This is a genomic window from Ideonella flava (genome assembly GCF_051857595.1).
GTDB lineage: Bacteria > Pseudomonadota > Gammaproteobacteria > Burkholderiales > Burkholderiaceae_C > Ideonella.
Genome location: NZ_JBPZHD010000004.1, coordinates 247,835 through 263,375, shown reverse-complemented (window position 1 = coordinate 263,375; position 15,541 = coordinate 247,835). Strand labels below are relative to the sequence as shown.

Here is a 15,541-nt window from a genome sequence, read left to right as displayed (position 1 = left end):
TCAGTCTTCCGAATCCGGCCGCGGGAAGTGCCGCCGGGCCGCCCAGTAAGTGGCGCCCTCGGGCCCGTAACGCTCGGCGTGGGGAACGTCGTGGCGCAGGTCGAAGGTGTCGCCCGGCTGCAGGTGTCGTGTATCGCCGTTCACCGTGAGCCACATTTCGCCATGCACCACCAGCGCATGGACGCCGAAGGGATGGCTGTGCGTCGCCACCACTTCACCCGGTGCCCAACTTCGCTCGGCCACTTCGTCGTAGCCGTGGGCCAGGGCGTGGTCGCGGAAGGCGTTGAACTCGGTCTGCGTGGTGGTCATGGCGGCAGGCCTCCTGCGGCGAGTGTGACGCAATCGTTGCCCGGCTTCAGGCGACCGCCACCCGCACCGGGATGCGCCGCGCGCCGAAGCCATGGCCCTTGAACCGGCTGAAGCGCCCGGCGATGGCCGTGCCGCAGTGCGGACAGGAGCCGCGCTCGTCCAGCTCGCAATGCCGGATCTCGTACCAGTCGCGCACGATGAGTGCGTTGTGGCAGCCCGGGCAAAAGGTGGTGCCGCCATCCGAGTCGTGCACGTTGCCCGTGTAGACGAAGTGCAGTCCTTGCGCCAGTGCGATCTCGCGCGCGCGGCGCAGCGTGGCCTTCGGGGTCGGGGCCACGTCGGTCATCTTGTAGTCGGGATGGAACGCGGTGAAGTGCAGCGGCACGTCGGGCCCGAGGTGCTCCATGATCCAGCGCGACTCGGCCTCGATCTCCTCGCTCGAGTCGTTGTGGCCGGGGATCAGCAGCGTGGTGATCTCGAACCAGCAGTCTGTCTCGTGCCTGAGGTACTGCAGCGTGTCGAGCACCGGGGCGAGATGGGCGCCGGTCTGCTGGAAATAGAACTTCTCGGTGAAGCCCTTCAGGTCGACATTGGCCGCGTCCATCTTCGAATAGAACTCGCGACGCGCCTCGGGCCCGATGTAGCCGGCCGTCACGGCCACGCTGTTCAGGCCCAGCTCGTGGCAGGCATCGGCGCAGTCCATCGCGTACTCGGCAAAGATGACCGGGTCGTTGTAGGTGAAGGCGACGCTCTTGCAACCCGCGGCCGCGGCCACTTCCGCGATGCGCCCGGGCGAAGCCTGGTCCATCAGGCGGTCCATCTCGCGGCTTTTCGAGATGTCCCAGTTCTGGCAGAACTTGCAGGCGAGGTTGCAGCCGGCGGTGCCGAAGCTGAAGACGCTGGAGCCGGGGTGGAAATGGTTCAGCGGCTTCTTCTCGATCGGGTCGATGCAGAAGCCCGAGCTGCGGCCGTAGGTGGTGAGCACCATCGCGTCGCCCTGGCGCTGGCGCACGAAGCACAGGCCGCGCTGGCCCTCGTGCAGCTTGCAGTCGCGCGGGCAGAGGTCGCACTGGATGCGGCCGTCGTCGAGGCGGTGCCACCAGCGGCCGGGGTACGAACCCTCGGTGCTCACACCGTGCCCTCGTAGTGACGCACCTCGAAGCGCTGCAGCTCGACGTCGGGTGCCCAGAAGTCGGTGCGCAGCCCGGCCTTGTGCTTGAGCGCGGCGAAGAATGCCGAAGGGGCGGGCAGCTGCTGCCAGACCTGCGGCAGCAGGGTCGCGCGCCGGCCGTGCCAGGAGATCACGAGCCCATCGATGCCGGGCCGCACGGCGGCGAGCGCTTCGGCCTCGTTGCGCACTGGCACCGGCTGCAGGGGGCCGAGCAGCGACACCTCGATCTTCAGCCCCGGCCATTCGTGGGCGGCCAGGGGCGCGAAGCGGCTGTCGCGGAAGGCGGCCGAGCGGGCGTTGGAGCGAAGGTCCTCGCGCAGCGGGCCCTCGGGCTCCAGCCGGCCGATGCAGCCGCGCAGGTCGCTTTCGCGGTCATGCAGGCTCACGAAGCAGGCGCCGGGGGCGTCCAGCAGCGGGTGCGGCGGCTCGTCGACGAGCGGTTCACCCAGGTCGCGCGCGATGGCGTTGCGGGCCACGGCGAAGGCGGCCCGGCCCCAGGCGAGATCGTCGGCGCGCTCATCGGCCTCGTCGCGTCCGGAGTCTTCGCTCGCGGGCGCCTCGAAGGCCAGCGCGGCATAGCCGACGACGCGACGTCGATCTCCGGCGGTATCACCCGAATTGCGCGCGTCCAGCAGGCGGGGCTGCAGGCCGTGGCGCCGCGCCACGATCAGCGCACCGTTGAGTGCGTGGCATCCGCAAGCCTCGTCAGGCTCGATGTCGCTGTCGAAGGCCAGCAGCCGCTCGAGGGTCTCGCCGTCGCGCTCGCGGGCCGCGGCATAGGGAAGGAAGTGCGAGAGGTCCGAGCTGATCAGCACCAGCGTCTCGTCTGCGCCCCACAGCTGCTCCAGCACCTGGGCCACCTCGTTCGGCCGGGCATCTCCAACGACCAGCGGGACGAGCGTGAAGCCGCGGCCCAGCACCTGCTGCAGGAAGGGCAGCTGCAGTTCCAGCGAATGCTCCCACTCGTGGGCACGGTCGCTGAGCTCGACGAAGGGCAGCTCGGCGACAGCGCGCAGGGCGGACTGGTCGAGCGGGATCTCGCCCAGCGGCGTCGCGAACGCCGCCACGGTGGGCGCGGCCAGGCCGCGCACGGGCACGCGATGTGCTGGCCCCAGCAGGACGACCCGGCGGATGCGCTTGCGCGCGTCGCCGGTCAGCAAGGCATAGGCGCTGGCGGCCACGGGGCCGGAATAGGCCGTGCCGGCATGCGGCACGACGAGCATCTTGGGCGGGCCGGAGGGCGCCGGCGCACTGGGGTGGGCGGCAGCCAGGCAACGGGCGACTTCGTCGCGCAAGGCCGCGGGCTCGGCCGGGTAAAAGGAACCGGCGACCGCCGGGAAGCGGGTCGGCATGCGGGCGTGGGACCCGGTGAACGAGGCCCCCGGGCGGGGCCATCTCGAAGGCATGTACTACTTCACCTCCTGTCTCTCAGTGTGGCGCCGCAGGCGGGAAGTTCAATACCCCGCCCGGTGGCTTGTCGGCGGCAGCGCGCGGCGGGGCGTTAGGCTCGGGGTGGTGAATCTCATTCCGATCCGATCGACCCTGTTGGTGGCGCTGGCTTTGGCTGGCGCGAGGCCCGCCGCCGCTGCCGGCGCCACGGAAGCCGACACTGCTTTCTTCCGCCATGCGGCCGCCTGCGTGGCGGCGCTGGAGCGCGATGCCACGACGATGGCCGGCCGCTACCAGTCCGGCGACCGCAGCGTGAAGCCGGGGCTCGTGAAGCTCACCGAACAGGGCTTCAGCTTCGTGGGCAAGGCCTACCTGCGCGGCCTGCGCAAGGAAGAGGCCGACCAGCTCACCGCCGAGGCGCGCGAGAGCCAGAAGGGCATGTCCTCCGCGGCGCTGCAGAAGCTGTCCACCGATTGCCAGGCCGAGGGCGGCAAGCTCTACGGCCAGGCCAGCGCGCTGGAGCAGGCGGTGGTCTCGAACCGGGCCAAGGCCCGGGTCGAGAAGCTGCTGGCGAAAAAGTCCTAGCCGGGGTCCATCCGAACCTGCGCGCTCACCTCTGCGAAGGGGTGTCCATCAACCCGCGGTCGCTCGTTCGACGGGAACGGGCGTCGGTGGCGTAGAAGATGAGGTAGGCCAGCCCCACGGCGATCGGGATCAGGCCCCAGGCGGCGCTGTCGATGTCGCGGTTGATGGCCAGGGCGGCCGCCACGGCACAGCCCACCAACGACCACAGCAGCCCGCGGCGCAGGTAATCCGCCGGCCCGGTGCTGCGGGCCTCCCGCGTGCTGGCGCCCTGCAGCAGCTGCGGCGGAAGAGGCGGCACCTCCATGCCGCGCTCGATGGCGAACATCCGCTCCTTGTGGTGCAGCTCGAAGATGTCGCGCTTCTTGCGGTAGTCGATCCAGACGGCCAGCATCGCGATGCCGATGCCCATCACAATCGCGACGATCGGGATCAGGAAGGGCAGGATGTGGCGCAGTTCGCCGATGTCTCGCATGACGGGGCTCCTCGTGGGTTCGGGTGGTCGATGCGCTTGATACCCGCGTCGCCGGCGGCCGGTTTCACGGCCGGCGCGAAGAAACTTTCGGCGCCACGCTGAAACCTCGGCGCGATGGCCCGGGTATCAAGGCACATGCCCTTGGACGCAACGCCCGACACGGCCGCCTCTGTCGTCGCCAGCGAAGCCGCACGACGCGACCGCGACATCGTCGAGTTGCTGGCGCTGGGTTCAGCCGAGCTTGCCTTCCAGCGCCTGGCGTCGCGCTACGCGCCCAAGGTCTACCGCCTGTGCCTGGCGATGCTGCGCGAGCCCGCCCGGGCCGAAGACGCCGCGCAGGACAGCCTGCTACGCGCCTGGCGGGCGTTGGCCGGCTACCAGCCGCAGGCAGGCGCCTTGTCGACCTGGCTGTACGCCATCACGCGCAACCGCTGCCTCACGCTGCTGGAGCGTGGCGACTCGCCTGCCCATTCGGTGGAAGACGAGGCGGTGCAGGCCGAGGTGGCCGCGCTGGCCGCGCCGCTGCAGGCCGACGGCCAGGGGCACGCACTGCTGCGCCGGCTCGTGGGCGCATTGCCCGAGCCGCAGCGTCTCGCGCTGACGCTGTACTACTACGAAGAGCGCGCCGTCGCCGAGGTGGCCGCAATGCTCGGCCTGCCCGAGGCGACCGTGAAGACCCATCTGCACCGCGGCCGGGCCCGGCTGCGCGCCATGCTGGCCGAGCACGGCCTGGACGACCCGGCGCTGTGGCTGGCCTGAAGGAGACACCAGCATGAAGATCCAGCCCACTGCCCTCGATGACCCGCTGCCCGGCGGTCTGGATGCGGCATTCGGCGGCGCCCTGGCGCCTCCGCCGCTGCCCGAAGGCTTCCACGAACGATTGCAGGCCGCCTGGCGAGCCCTGGCCGCCGAAGATCTGGCGCGCCAGCGCCGCACGCTGGAGGCCGAACACGCGCGCGAGCTCGAAGCGCTGCAGCGCGGCTACGTGCGCCTGAAGCGCGACACGCTGGCGCTGGTGCTCGCCGTGGCCTTCACGGCCGGTGTGGTGGTCGCCTGGGGCTTGCCCTGGCTGCGCGCGACGCACGGCGTCGACCTGTCGTCGCTCGCGCCCCTGCTGGCGGTGGGCATCGGCATGGCGGCGGGTGCCTTGGCGTGGGTGGATCGATTCGGCCTGCCGTGGCGCCGTTGACGCTTCAGTCCATCGGCCAGGGCATCTGCCGCGGCAGCCGCAGGTCCGGCAGCTTCGACGTTGGCGCGGCACCGGCCGCGCCGACGGCCCGCCACCACGGCGTGGCGGCCTCGGCCAGGTCGGGCTCGATCGGCTGCCCCAGCCAAGGCATCACCAGGCGGGCGCCGAACTCGGGGGCACGGGCGAGAAGCACTTCGGCCGGCTGGTCCCAAGGATGCAGGCCCAGCGAGAAGGTGCCCCAGTGGATGGGCAGGAAGGGGCCGCCGCCGAGCAGTTGCCAGGCCTTCAAGGCGTTGTCGGGTCCCAGGTGGATGTCGCCCCACGAGGGATGGAAGGCGCCGATCTCCAGCATCACGAGATCGAAGGGCCCCAGGCGCTCGCGGATGACTTCGTATTCGGTGGTGAGCCCGGTGTCGCCGCTGAAGAAGACGCGGTGCCTGTCGGTGCGCATCACCATCGACGACCAGAGCGTCGCGTTGCGATCTTTCAACCCCCGGCCGGAGAAGTGCTGCGACGGTGCGGCCGTGATCTGCAGCGAGCCGCCCCGCAGCGTGGCGCTTTCCCACCAGTCCAGCTCGGTGATGCGCGATGGCGGGACGCCCCAGGCTTCGAGATGCGCCCCCACGCCGAGCGAGGTGACGATGGGCACCTGGGTGTGGCGGGCCAGTGCGACGACCGTCGGATAGTCGAGGTGGTCGTAGTGGTCGTGCGAGATGACCACGGCGTCCAGCGGCGGCAGGTCCTTCAGCTTCACCGGCACCGGCTGGTAGCGCTTGGGCCCGGCAAAGCGCAGGGGCGAGGCGCGCGGGCCCCACACCGGGTCGGTCAGCACGCGGTGGCCGTCGATCTCGAGCAGCAGGGTCGAGTGGCCCAGCCAGGTGGCGCGCAGGCCGCTGCTGCTGGACTGCTGCCATGCTGCGCGCGGGTCCAGCGCCGGTAGCGGGTGAGCCGGTGTGCGGCGCTCCCCGCCGCAGAGGAAGTCCGACAGGCTGGGCCGCGGCACCTGGCTGTCGCGCAGGCCGGGCAGTACTGGGTGCTTGTTGCGGAAGCCGCCGCCGCGCTCGTCGTCCTGCCAGAGCGAAGAGGCGCGCATGCGCTCCAGGCGCAGCCCGCCGGTGCGGTGCGCGCGTTGGCCGAAGGTCTTCATGGCGGGGATTGTGCGCGCGCAGTTTTCGCCAGCAGGGCTCCTTGATCCGTAGGGCTCATCCCGCTTGGCGGGGCGGGTCGCAGGCCTTAGGGTGCGCCCATGAATGCACCCGACCTGAGCGGCACGGCGGCCACGAGTCGCTGGCATGTCGACCCGGACGTGACCCGCGCCGAGACGCTGGACAAGGCCTTCTACCTGGATACGGCTGCGCAGGCAGCGCAACGTGAACAGGTCTTCGCCCGCAGCTGGCAGTGGCTGGGCGACGTGGCCGAGGCGGCCGAGCCCGGGTCGCTGGCCCCGCGCCACTTGCTCGAGGGTTGTCTGGACGAGCCGCTTCTGCTGGCGCGCGACACCGCGGGCACGCTTCGCTGCTTGTCCAACGTCTGCACCCACCGCGGCAACCTGCTGGTGCAGCAGGCCTGCGCAGGAGCGAAGCAGATCCGCTGCGGCTACCACTCGCGCCGCTTCGAGCTCGATGGCCGGATGGCCTTCATGCCGGGCTTCGAAGGCGCCCGGGACTTCCCGCGGCCGTGCGACCACCTGCCGCAGCTGCCCTTCGCCGACTGGGGTGGCCAGGCCTTCGTGGCACTGGGCGAGCCGCTGGCGTCCTTCGACGAGGTGTTCGGCCCCTTGCAGGAGCGCCTGAACTGGCTGCCGCTGCAGGACTTCCGGCCGGACGAGCAGGCCAGCCGCGACTACGAGTTCGACGCCCACTGGGCGCTCTACGTCGAGAACTACCTCGAGGGCCTGCACATCCCCTTCGTGCACCCGGGCCTTACCCGCACGCTGGACCTGGCGCAGTACCGCTACGAGCTGCTGCCCTGGGCCAACCTGCAGCTGGCCGTGGCGGGGCCCGATGAGCTGGTCTTCGAGCTGCCGGCTTCTTCGCCCGACCACGGGCAGCGCATCGCGGCCTACTACTACTGGGTCTTCCCCAACCTGATGCTCAACTTCTATCCCTGGGGCCTGTCGGTGAACCAGGTGGTGCCGATCGGCCCGGCCCGCACGCGGGTGCGCTTTCGCTCCTACGTGTGGAAGGCCGAGCTGCAGGCGCAAGGGGCCGGCGGCGCGCTCGAGCAGGTCGAGATGGAGGACGAGGCGGTGGTGATGACGGTGCAGCGTGGGCTGCGTTCGCGCTTCTACCAGCGGGGGCGCTACTCGCCCGGTCGCGAACAGGGCGTGCACCACTTCCATCGCTTGATCGGCGCGGTCATGAAGGGTTGATCCTGGGGCCTGCGCGGCTTGCGGGCTCCGGAGGAGGCGCCGGCACCATCCGCGCCGCGTGTCGAAAGGGGGCGGGAACTTTCCGAGGGGCTCGTGCCCATGGAGAGGAACCGCCGCCGAACCATGCTCCCCTTCGTGCCCTGGACCCTCCGCCCCCGACCCGCCGCGGCCTCGCGCGATGGCCTGGCCTGGCTGGAGGCGGCCTATCGGCAGGAGGGCGAGTCGGTCTACCGCTATGCGCTCGCGCTCTCGGGTGACGCGGCACTGGCGGCCGATGCGACGCACGAGGCCTTCGTCGCGCTGGCGCAGTCGCCCGGGGGCTACGACGCGTCGCTCGGCAGCCTGGGCGCCTACCTCGCCGGCATCGCACGCCACCAGCTGCTCGCCGCCTGGCGCCAGCGTGATCGCCACGTGGCCTGGGAGGCCCACGCCGCCGACGACGGCGAAGACGATCCCGCCACCGACCCCACCCACCCGCTCGCGCCCGACCGCGAAGCCACCCTGATCGGCCAGCAGACGCTGGAGGCGCTGTGGGCGGCGATTCGCGCCTTGCCCTGGCCCTTCCGCGAGGCGCTGGTCCTGGTGGACCTCCAGGAGCGCCCCTATGCCGAGGCGGCCCGGATCGCCGGCATCGAACTCAACACCTTGCGCACGCGGGTGCACCGCGCGCGCCGGCGCCTGGCCGCGCAATTGACGGGCCAGGCGGCCGGCGCCAGGAGTGAACTGACATGACGAACGATCCCCGACCTTCGCTTCTGCCGGACGGCGAAGCTCCGCCGCCTGCCCTGGCCTGCGCCTTGGCTCAGCTGCGTGACGACCTTGCCGCGGCGCCGTTGCCGCCAGCGCTGTGGCGCCGCATCGCCGCCCATGCCCCCCAACCGGTGCCGGCGTGGCAGCTGGCGGCGCCGCAGGGACCCTCGGTGAAGCAGTCCTCCTCAGCCTGGCCGGCGTGGGCCTGGCTCCTGGTCGCGGGCCTGGCGGTGGCGCTGGTGTGGTTCGCCGGGCCGGGCCGCCAGCGCGCCATCCCGGCGGCCCCGTCGCAGCCAGCCCTTTCCGACGGCGGCGGCGGCGCCATCAGCGCCGGGCCGCTGGGCCGGGTGCCGCGCGCCAGCGGCTTCGTGCCCGTGGCCTCGCCCGAGCGATTCGCGCAGCTCTGGCAGGGCGGTGCCGAGGCCGCGCCGGCCTGGGTCGTGCGCACCGAGCTGCCCCGGGAGCGCCTGGCCTCCCTCGGCCTGCCCTACGACCCGGCGCGCGCCGGCGAACTGGTGCACGCCGAGCTCCTCATGCATCCGTCCGGCGACGTGCTGGCGGTGCGCCTGACCCGTTGAGCCCATCACTGTCGCATCGGACCGAAGGAGAACGAGATGACATCCCCCGCCCTTTCCCGCCGTTGGCATGCGCTGGCAGCCGCCGCGGCGCTCGCGATGGCCGGCGCACCAGCCCACGCGGGCGACCCCGACATCGACCACATCGTGCACATGGCCCTGGCCGACGCCGGCGTGATGGACATGGACTTCGACTTCGACGAGGCCAGCTTCGACTTCGCCTTCGACGAGATGGGCGGCGAGCGGCTCGTCAAGGGCGCCCCCTATTGCGCCGATGCGGTGCACGAGACCGTGCAGACGCTGACCGACGGCAACCGCATCGTGCGCAAGCAGCAGACGCGCCTGTGCCGTGACGGCGAGGGCCGCACGCGGCAGGAGGTGGACCGCAACGGGCGCAAGCTGGTCTGGCTGCGCGACCCGGTGGCCAGGCAGGGCTGGGTGCTCGACCCTCAGCGCAAGACTGCGCGCAGGCTGGGCCACTTCGGCCATGCGATGTGGTTCAACGATTCGGCCATGGGGGCCATGCAGGCCGAGGAATGGCGGGCGTTCGCCGACAAGGTCCGCGAGGAGGCGCGAGCCGGTGCCGAACAGGCCCGCCAGCAGGGCGAGCAGGCGAGGGAGCAGGCCCGGCAGTCACGCGAGCAGGCGCGCCAGATGCGGGACCAGGCGCGGGAGCCGGCCCGTGGCGCGTCCGCGGTGGTGCAGCCGCAGCCGGTCGTGCAGCCCCAGCCTGTGGTCATCGCCCGCGGCTCGCCGACGGAGATCCAGGTGTTGCGGATCAACGAGGCGGCGCCCGTGCCACCGGTGCCGCCCGTGCCCCCCGTCCCGCCGATGGTGGGATGGCAGGCCCAACGCGGCGCGCCGCGCGGGCCGGGCGTGCTGAGTCCGCTGGGCAGCAAGGACATCGAAGGCGTGCGCGCCAATGGCGAGCGCACCACCTGGACCATCGAGGCCGGCAAGGTCGGCAACGAGAAGCCCATCCAGATCACGCGGGAGGTGTGGACCTCGCCCGACCTGCTGTTGACGGTGCTTACGCGTGATGCCGACCCGCGCCGCGGCGAGACGATCTACCGCCTGGCCAACCTGAAGCGCGGCGAGCCCGACGCGGCGCTGATGAAGGTGCCCGCCGACTACGCGGTCAGCGGCGGCGAGGCCGCGTCCTCGCCCCGGCCCGTGCCGAGGCCCAAGCCCCTGCCGGGCGCCAGCACGCCGGGCAAGGGCTGATCAGTCGCGGTCGCGCATCAGCCGCGCGCCGAAGCCGCCCACGCCCTGGCTGCAGGCGAAGTCCGCACCGTCAGGGAAGCTCACGCAGCGGGGCGTGGGGTCGGTGGGGAAGGAAGACGAGGTCCAGAGGACATCGGCGTTCGCCCCCGGGAAGGCCCGCAGGTCGATGTGCTCGCGCCGCTCGTGATCGAGCAGCGAGGCCAGCTCCTTCACGTTGGGCAGCCGCCAGGCCACGCCGCTGTCTCGCGCCTCGCGGCGCGCATGGGCCAGCGTCTTGAGCCACGGTTGGACGAGCGGCGTGCCTACGCAGCGTCCGCCGTCGAACGTGCGGCCTTCGACGCAACGGCGCCACGTCAGCCCGGTCTGCCGGTCGGTCACCTCCTGCTGGTCGGGTGAAAGCACGAAGCGCTTGCCGCCGGGCACGTCGCCATGCACGAGCCGCACCGGCCTCGCACCGGAGCGGAATTGCGCGCTGATCGCGCCCAGGCCGAAGAAGAAGTCGCTGCCCCAGGCGAGCTCCTTCTCGAGCTGGAAGCCCAGGGCGCGGCCGGCACCCCAGTAGAAGTTGGCCTGGGTGTGGGGAAAGAAGCGTTCGTCCACCGCGGGCGGGATGATGACGGCCATGTCGACGAGGCCCATCAGCTCCGTCGGCCGGGGCAGCCTCCACTCGTGTGAACCGCACAGGCCGGCTTCGTTGACGCTGGCGAGGAAGCCGGTGAGGTCGTCCGGGCCGCCGTACTGGCCGTCGGGGTCGTACTCCGGGCTGTAGAAGGTGTAGGCGCGGCTGCCCGCGCGGTGGCCCGAAGCGGTCTTGGTCTCCCACAGCAGATGGGTCACCTCGTCACGCGTGCAGCCCCATTCGTCCGGGGCGTCGCCGGGCTGCGGCTGGGCCGGGCAGCTCCCCTCGCCGGCCCGCTCGCCGCTGTTGCACAGGCGCGTGAAACGAAAGCCCAGGCGCCCGTCCGCGTCGCGCGGGTGAGCGACGTCGCGGCCGAAGGTGGCGTCCTGGCCGGTGTGATGGCAGTCGATGAACTCGCCATCCGCATCGATGCAGAAGTCGATGCCGGTGTCGTTCAGGCGGGGTGCCGCAGTGGCACTGGTCGGGGCCAGCGTAGCGGCGGCGGCCATGAGCGTGGCGAGCAGGACGCGTGGGGACACGAGTGACCTCCATGGAGGCTGTGCACGGCGGCATTGCCGCGCTGGCGCCGACTCTAGGGCCCCGCCGCGCGGCGACCATCCCTTACCTGGGGGCCGCGCCTCGAACCGCCGCCGGGTCAGCGCGGCGCGAGGAAGACGCGCTCGACGTCCACGGTGCCGCGCACGCCCACGTCGGTCGCATGGGCGGCCAGCCAGCGCTCGCCGGCCGCGCGGCCGAGGCTGAAAAGCGCCTGCAGCAGGCGCGGGTCGGTGTTGGCCTTGCTGCTGGCGTTGTAGGGCGCCAAGCCCTCTTCATCGGCGAGGCGGTGAAGCCGCAGGTCCTTGTAGTGCGTCGGGTCGACCTTGCGTGCGCGAACCAGCTTCTGCACGAAGGCAATGGCGCGCATCTCGGCCGTCAGGCTGGCGTTGAAGGTGATCTCGTTGATCCGGTCGGCGATGTCGGCGGCGCTCATCGGCAGGGCCTCCCGCCGCAGCGGGTTGATCTGCACGAGCAGCACGTCATGCGTGGGCGTGCCGTAGACCAGCGGCCACAGGGCCGGGTTGCCGCTGAAGCCGCCGTCCCAATAGGGCTCGCCGTCGATGGTGACGGCCTGGCTGGATTGCGGCAGGCAGGCCGAGGCCATGAGCGCATCGATGCCCAGCTCCTCGCCGCCGAAGACGCGGGGCTGGCCGGTGCGCACCGCGGTGGCGGTGACGAAGACCTGGATCGGCCCGCGCTTGAGCGCGGCTTCGTCGACGTGGTGCCGGACGATGTCACGCAAGGGGCTGAGATTGAAGGGGTTGAGCTGGTAGGGGCTCCACAGGCGCGACCAACCCTCCCACAGGGCGTAGCCCGGCCACTGGTCGCGGTTGAAGGCCCAGGGTGGCGCAGGCAGGGCCATGGGCGGCTTGGCGATCGACTTGCCCCAGGCCTGGTCCAGCCCGCCTATGGCGCCCCAGAACGAGGCCAGCGCCTCGCGAGCGCCGGCTCGGCCGCCCTGTGCCCAGCCGCTGGCCAGGACGGCCGCGTTCATCGCGCCGGCGCTGGTGCCGGAGATGCCGTCGGGCTGAAGCCTTTCGTCTTCGAGCAGGGCGTCGAGGGCGCCCCAGGTGAAGGCGCCGTGCGAGCCGCCGCCTTGCAGGGCGAGGTCGATGGGGCGGGGGGCACGTCGGCGCCGTGCCGTGGCGCGCTGCGGCGGCAGCACCGGGGCCGAAGAGGGCATGCGGGAAATGCTAACCCGTGCCTTCAGCGGGGGCCCGGCCGCGCTCCGTAAAGTTGTTCGGCGCGGTTGAGCAGGATCCAGCTGGTCAGGATGTACTTGTCGCCCGACACCGGCGTGCAGCCGCGGTGGGTGTGGGTGAAATACGCCGGGGCGATGACCATGCGCCCGGCCTTGGGCTGGATGGCGCGCTGCTGGTAGAAGAACTCGGTGTGGCCGCCTTCCTCCACGTCGTTCAGGTAGTACATGAACAGCAGCGTGCGGTGCAGCGCCTCGGCGTTGGCCTCGGGGTAGACCTCGCAGTGCCAGTAGTTGTAGTTGCCGACGCCGCGGTCGTACTTCTGCGCCTGCACGTTGCCGAGGCGGTACAGCGCGCGCATCAGGTCGCCCGTCTTGGGCGCGGCCACCTCGGGGTAGTTCTCGTGCGTCACCGCCACCGGCTGGCCGGTCTCGGGGTGGGCGAGCGTCAGCGCGAGCGGGGCGATGAGGGCGAAGTGATAGGTGCGGAAGTACTGCTCCGCGTACCGCGTGGTGACCTTCAGCACGTGGGCCAGGTCGGCCTGGCATTCGGCGTGCTGATTGAGCACCAGGTCGGTGCTGATCTTCTTGCTGCGGTCAACCCCGCCGCCGGTGTGGCCGGGGATCTTGTGGCGACTGGCCTCGAAGCGCTTGATGAAGTCCTGGCAGAAATCCGCGTCGAGCGCGTCGTCGTAGACCTCGATGAAATCGGGGCTCATCGGGAACGCGGACGGCGCGGCGCGGTCAGGGCGCCACCGCCGCGGCGGCGACCGCGGCTGCGGCATCCACCAGTCCGCCGCCACAGCCGCCACGGCACTGCGCCGGCGGGATGGGCCGCGCCGAGCCTTTGAGCAGGCTCTGCACGCGGTCGGGCTCCAGCCGCGGATTGACCGACAGCATCAGCGCGGCCACGGCGGCCACGTGCGGCGCTGCCATCGAGGTGCCCTGCATGTAGGCGAGCACGTCGGTGGCGGGGCGGCGGGTGCCGCTGTTGTAGGTCGACAGGATGCCGTTGCCGGCGGCCTGCACCATGTCCCCGCCCGGCGCGGCAACGGTGATGTGGCGGCCGAAGTTCGAGTAGTACGCCTTGGCGCCCTCGCGGGTGCTGGCCGCCACCGCGATGACGCCGCGGCAGCCGGCCGGGCTGATGCGCGAGACATCGATGTCGCTGTTGCCCGCGGCGGCCACGACGACCGTGCCGACGGCGCGCACCGCGTCGATCGCGGCCTGGAAGGCCTTGCTGCAGCTGTTCACGCTGCCGAGCGAGAGGTTGATGACCCTGGCCGGATGCGGATTCGTGGGCACGCCCTGGACGGGGAGGCCCGCGGCCCAGACCATGCCGTCGATGATGTCGGAGGTGTAGGCGCCGCAGCGGCCGCTCACCCGCACCGGCAGCACCTTGGCCTTGGGCGCGATGCCGGTCACGCCGATGCCGTTATTCGACACCGCGGCGATGGTGCCGGCGATGTGCGTGCCGTGCCAGGAGCTGTCGTCCGGATCGCCATGGGCCGTGCTGCACTGGCCGGCGGTGCTCCAGTTGCCTTCGTCCCATGCCTGCGGATCGCGGCCGTCGCCGTCCCGGGCGACGGCGCGCTTGGAAACGAAGTCGTAGCCGGGCAGCAGGTTGGGCATCAGGTCGACGTGGGGGCGCACGCCGCTGTCGACCACGGCCACCACCACGCCGGCGCCCCTGGACATCGCCCAGGCTCCGGCCAGGTCGATGCCACCGGCCGCTTCGGTCAGGTTCCACTGCTCGCCGACGTGCTTGTCGTTGGACAGGCCCATCGGGACCATCACCACATCGGGCTCGACGTAGTCGATGCGCTCGTCGAGCATGGCGATCTCGTCGGCGAGCTGGCGCAGCACGGAATGGGGCAGGACCTTGTCGAGCTGCATCAGGTGTCCGCCCCGGGCCAGGCGACGCAGCTGCGCGAGGCTCACGTTGTGGCGGGCGGCGAGGGCGCGCGCGCGGGCGATCAGCCGCTCGTCCAACACCGCGTCGCTCTTGATCCTCACGATGAGGCCGCCGCTGAACTCCGGCACCGTCTCCTTGTGCACGCGGCCGCTGCGCGCCGAAGCCTGGGCCTGGGTGGCCAGTCCGGCGCCGAGCAGGGCGACCATGGCGGCCAGCGCCAGGGTGCGGCAAAGAGGTTGGTTCATCACGACGAGGCTCCGAACTTTTGGCTGGACGTCGCCACGCGCCCAGGGGTGGCGGACGTGCAGCAATCCACGCAGTCAAGCAGATACTATGCCCGGTCCTCGCCCAAAGTCTCAAGGATCGTCATCATCCGGGGGGGCACGCGATGCCGCAATAATCTGGACATGACCGGAGGCCGGATTGTGCGGCCGGTCAGTTGACACGTGTATGGCGTTTTCCACGCCCCGGGCGGTGTTCGCCTGGCGAAGGCGTGGCAGGAGCGAAGTCTTGGCCCTGATCTATCTGCTGGAAGACGATCCCGATTGCTCGGCCAGCGTCGAGCAGTGGCTGGCGCGCGCCGGTCACCAGGTGAAGACCTTCGGTCGTCCCCACGAGTTCTTCTACGAGGTGAGCAAGCAGGCCCCGCGTTGCGCGGTGGTCGACTGGCGGCTGCCCGAAATGGAGGGCATAGACGTCGTGGCGCGGCTGCGACAGCTGCTGGCCTCCGGCGTCGGGGTGGTCATGCTCACCGGCCTGGACACCGAGGAAAGCGTGGTGCGCGCGCTCAAGGCTGGTGCGGACGACTACATCGTCAAGCCCGGGTCGGAGTCGGTCGTCGTGGCGCGCATCGAGGCGTTGCTGCGGCGCATGACGCCGGCGGCGTCGACGCTGACCCACATCGAGCGTCCGCCCTACCGGCTCGACTTCGGTCGGCGCGAGGTGACGATCGAGGGCCGCGCCATCGAGCTGGCGCCGCGGGAGTTCGACCTGGCCTGGATCCTGTTCAGCGAGCCGGCGCGACTGTTCACCCGGCACGAGCTGCTGGCAGCGGTGTGGGGCCGGAACCACGAGGCCGGCGTGCACACGGTGGCCCAGCACGTCTACCTGATCCGCCGCAAGCTGGCGCTGACCGAGCACGGCTTCCGCCTGAACGCGGTCTACGGCACCGGCTATCGACTGGAGCTGCCCTCGGCGACGGCGGCGGCCTGAGGCC

At 71.3% G+C, this 15,541-nt stretch carries 17 protein-coding genes; 8 read left to right on the top strand and 9 right to left on the bottom strand.

Annotated features, from left to right (window positions below; translation table 11 throughout):
* The 3 genes from ACS5PM_RS10335 to amrB are packed head-to-tail and all read right to left on the bottom strand — an operon-like array spanning position 1 to position 2,886.
* Positions 1–309 carry a cupin domain-containing protein gene (locus ACS5PM_RS10335; protein ID WP_439387529.1) on the bottom strand — a complete coding sequence of 103 codons (309 nt, stop codon included), beginning with the start codon at positions 307–309 and terminating at the stop codon, positions 1–3.
* A 46-nt stretch (positions 310–355) separates the two neighbouring features.
* Positions 356–1,441 (bottom strand): AmmeMemoRadiSam system radical SAM enzyme, encoded by a 1,086-nt coding sequence (gene amrS, locus ACS5PM_RS10330; protein ID WP_439387528.1) that lies wholly within the window; start codon positions 1,439–1,441, stop codon positions 356–358.
* A complete protein-coding gene (gene amrB, locus ACS5PM_RS10325) occupies positions 1,438–2,886 on the bottom strand; it encodes an AmmeMemoRadiSam system protein B (protein ID WP_439387527.1) in 1,449 nt (482 codons plus the stop codon). Before amrB ends, amrS begins: the two co-directional genes overlap by 4 nt.
* Positions 2,887–2,995: 109 nt before the next feature.
* Between amrB and ACS5PM_RS10320 the strand changes: the two genes are divergently transcribed.
* On the top strand, positions 2,996–3,454 hold the full coding sequence (locus tag ACS5PM_RS10320; RefSeq protein WP_439387526.1) for a hypothetical protein: 459 nt from the start codon (positions 2,996–2,998) through the stop codon (positions 3,452–3,454).
* 25 nt (positions 3,455–3,479) lie between these two features.
* Here ACS5PM_RS10320 and ACS5PM_RS10315 read toward each other — a convergent pair whose 3' ends face one another.
* Positions 3,480–3,926, bottom strand: coding sequence for a DUF6249 domain-containing protein (locus ACS5PM_RS10315; protein ID WP_439387525.1), 447 nt, complete (start codon positions 3,924–3,926; stop codon positions 3,480–3,482).
* Between the two features lie 135 nt (positions 3,927–4,061).
* Here ACS5PM_RS10315 and ACS5PM_RS10310 point away from each other — a divergent pair, with 135 nt between their 5' ends.
* The gene (locus ACS5PM_RS10310; RefSeq protein ID WP_439387523.1) at positions 4,062–4,685 is read left to right on the top strand and encodes an RNA polymerase sigma factor; all 624 of its coding nucleotides are present in this window, start codon (positions 4,062–4,064) and stop codon (positions 4,683–4,685) included.
* A 13-nt stretch (positions 4,686–4,698) separates the two neighbouring features.
* On the top strand, positions 4,699–5,115 hold the full coding sequence (locus ACS5PM_RS10305; protein WP_439387522.1) for a hypothetical protein: 417 nt from the start codon (positions 4,699–4,701) through the stop codon (positions 5,113–5,115).
* Between the two features lie 4 nt (positions 5,116–5,119).
* Here the strand turns inward: ACS5PM_RS10305 and ACS5PM_RS10300 are convergent, their stop codons facing one another.
* Positions 5,120–6,262, bottom strand: a complete 1,143-nt coding sequence (locus ACS5PM_RS10300; RefSeq protein ID WP_439387521.1) for an MBL fold metallo-hydrolase — start codon at positions 6,260–6,262, stop codon at positions 5,120–5,122.
* 99 nt (positions 6,263–6,361) lie between these two features.
* Between ACS5PM_RS10300 and ACS5PM_RS10295 the strand changes: the two genes are divergently transcribed.
* The 4 genes from ACS5PM_RS10295 (at position 6,362) to ACS5PM_RS10280 (ending at position 10,035) form a co-directional block, all read left to right on the top strand.
* On the top strand, positions 6,362–7,486 hold the full coding sequence (locus ACS5PM_RS10295) for an aromatic ring-hydroxylating oxygenase subunit alpha (RefSeq protein WP_439387520.1): 1,125 nt from the start codon (positions 6,362–6,364) through the stop codon (positions 7,484–7,486).
* 135 nt (positions 7,487–7,621) lie between these two features.
* Positions 7,622–8,218, top strand: a complete 597-nt coding sequence (locus ACS5PM_RS10290; RefSeq protein WP_439387519.1) for an RNA polymerase sigma factor — start codon at positions 7,622–7,624, stop codon at positions 8,216–8,218.
* Positions 8,215–8,814 carry a hypothetical protein gene (locus ACS5PM_RS10285; protein ID WP_439387518.1) on the top strand — a complete coding sequence of 200 codons (600 nt, stop codon included), beginning with the start codon at positions 8,215–8,217 and terminating at the stop codon, positions 8,812–8,814. The genes ACS5PM_RS10290 and ACS5PM_RS10285 overlap by 4 nt, the downstream gene beginning before the upstream one ends.
* 36 nt (positions 8,815–8,850) lie before the next feature.
* Positions 8,851–10,035 (top strand): F0F1 ATP synthase subunit B family protein, encoded by a 1,185-nt coding sequence (locus ACS5PM_RS10280; RefSeq protein ID WP_439387517.1) that lies wholly within the window; start codon positions 8,851–8,853, stop codon positions 10,033–10,035.
* On the opposite strand, the gene ACS5PM_RS10275 is transcribed toward ACS5PM_RS10280, so the two are convergent.
* The 4 genes from ACS5PM_RS10275 to ACS5PM_RS10260 all read right to left on the bottom strand — a co-directional run bounded on the left by ACS5PM_RS10275 (position 10,036) and on the right by ACS5PM_RS10260 (position 14,570).
* Positions 10,036–11,193: an Lcl C-terminal domain-containing protein gene (locus tag ACS5PM_RS10275; protein WP_439387516.1), complete on the bottom strand. Its 1,158-nt coding sequence runs from the start codon at positions 11,191–11,193 to the stop codon at positions 10,036–10,038.
* A gap of 116 nt (positions 11,194–11,309) precedes the next feature.
* Positions 11,310–12,395 carry a patatin-like phospholipase family protein gene (locus ACS5PM_RS10270; protein WP_439387515.1) on the bottom strand — a complete coding sequence of 362 codons (1,086 nt, stop codon included), beginning with the start codon at positions 12,393–12,395 and terminating at the stop codon, positions 11,310–11,312.
* Between the two features lie 23 nt (positions 12,396–12,418).
* On the bottom strand, positions 12,419–13,129 hold the full coding sequence (locus ACS5PM_RS10265) for a 2OG-Fe(II) oxygenase (RefSeq protein WP_439387514.1): 711 nt from the start codon (positions 13,127–13,129) through the stop codon (positions 12,419–12,421).
* A gap of 25 nt (positions 13,130–13,154) precedes the next feature.
* Entirely contained in the window at positions 13,155–14,570 is a 1,416-nt protein-coding gene (locus ACS5PM_RS10260) for a S8 family peptidase (RefSeq protein ID WP_439387513.1), read from the bottom strand.
* Positions 14,571–14,835: 265 nt separating this feature from the next.
* Between ACS5PM_RS10260 and ACS5PM_RS10255 the strand changes: the two genes are divergently transcribed.
* A complete protein-coding gene (locus tag ACS5PM_RS10255) occupies positions 14,836–15,537 on the top strand; it encodes a response regulator transcription factor (protein ID WP_439387512.1) in 702 nt (233 codons plus the stop codon).
* Positions 15,538–15,541: the final 4 nt, after the last annotated feature.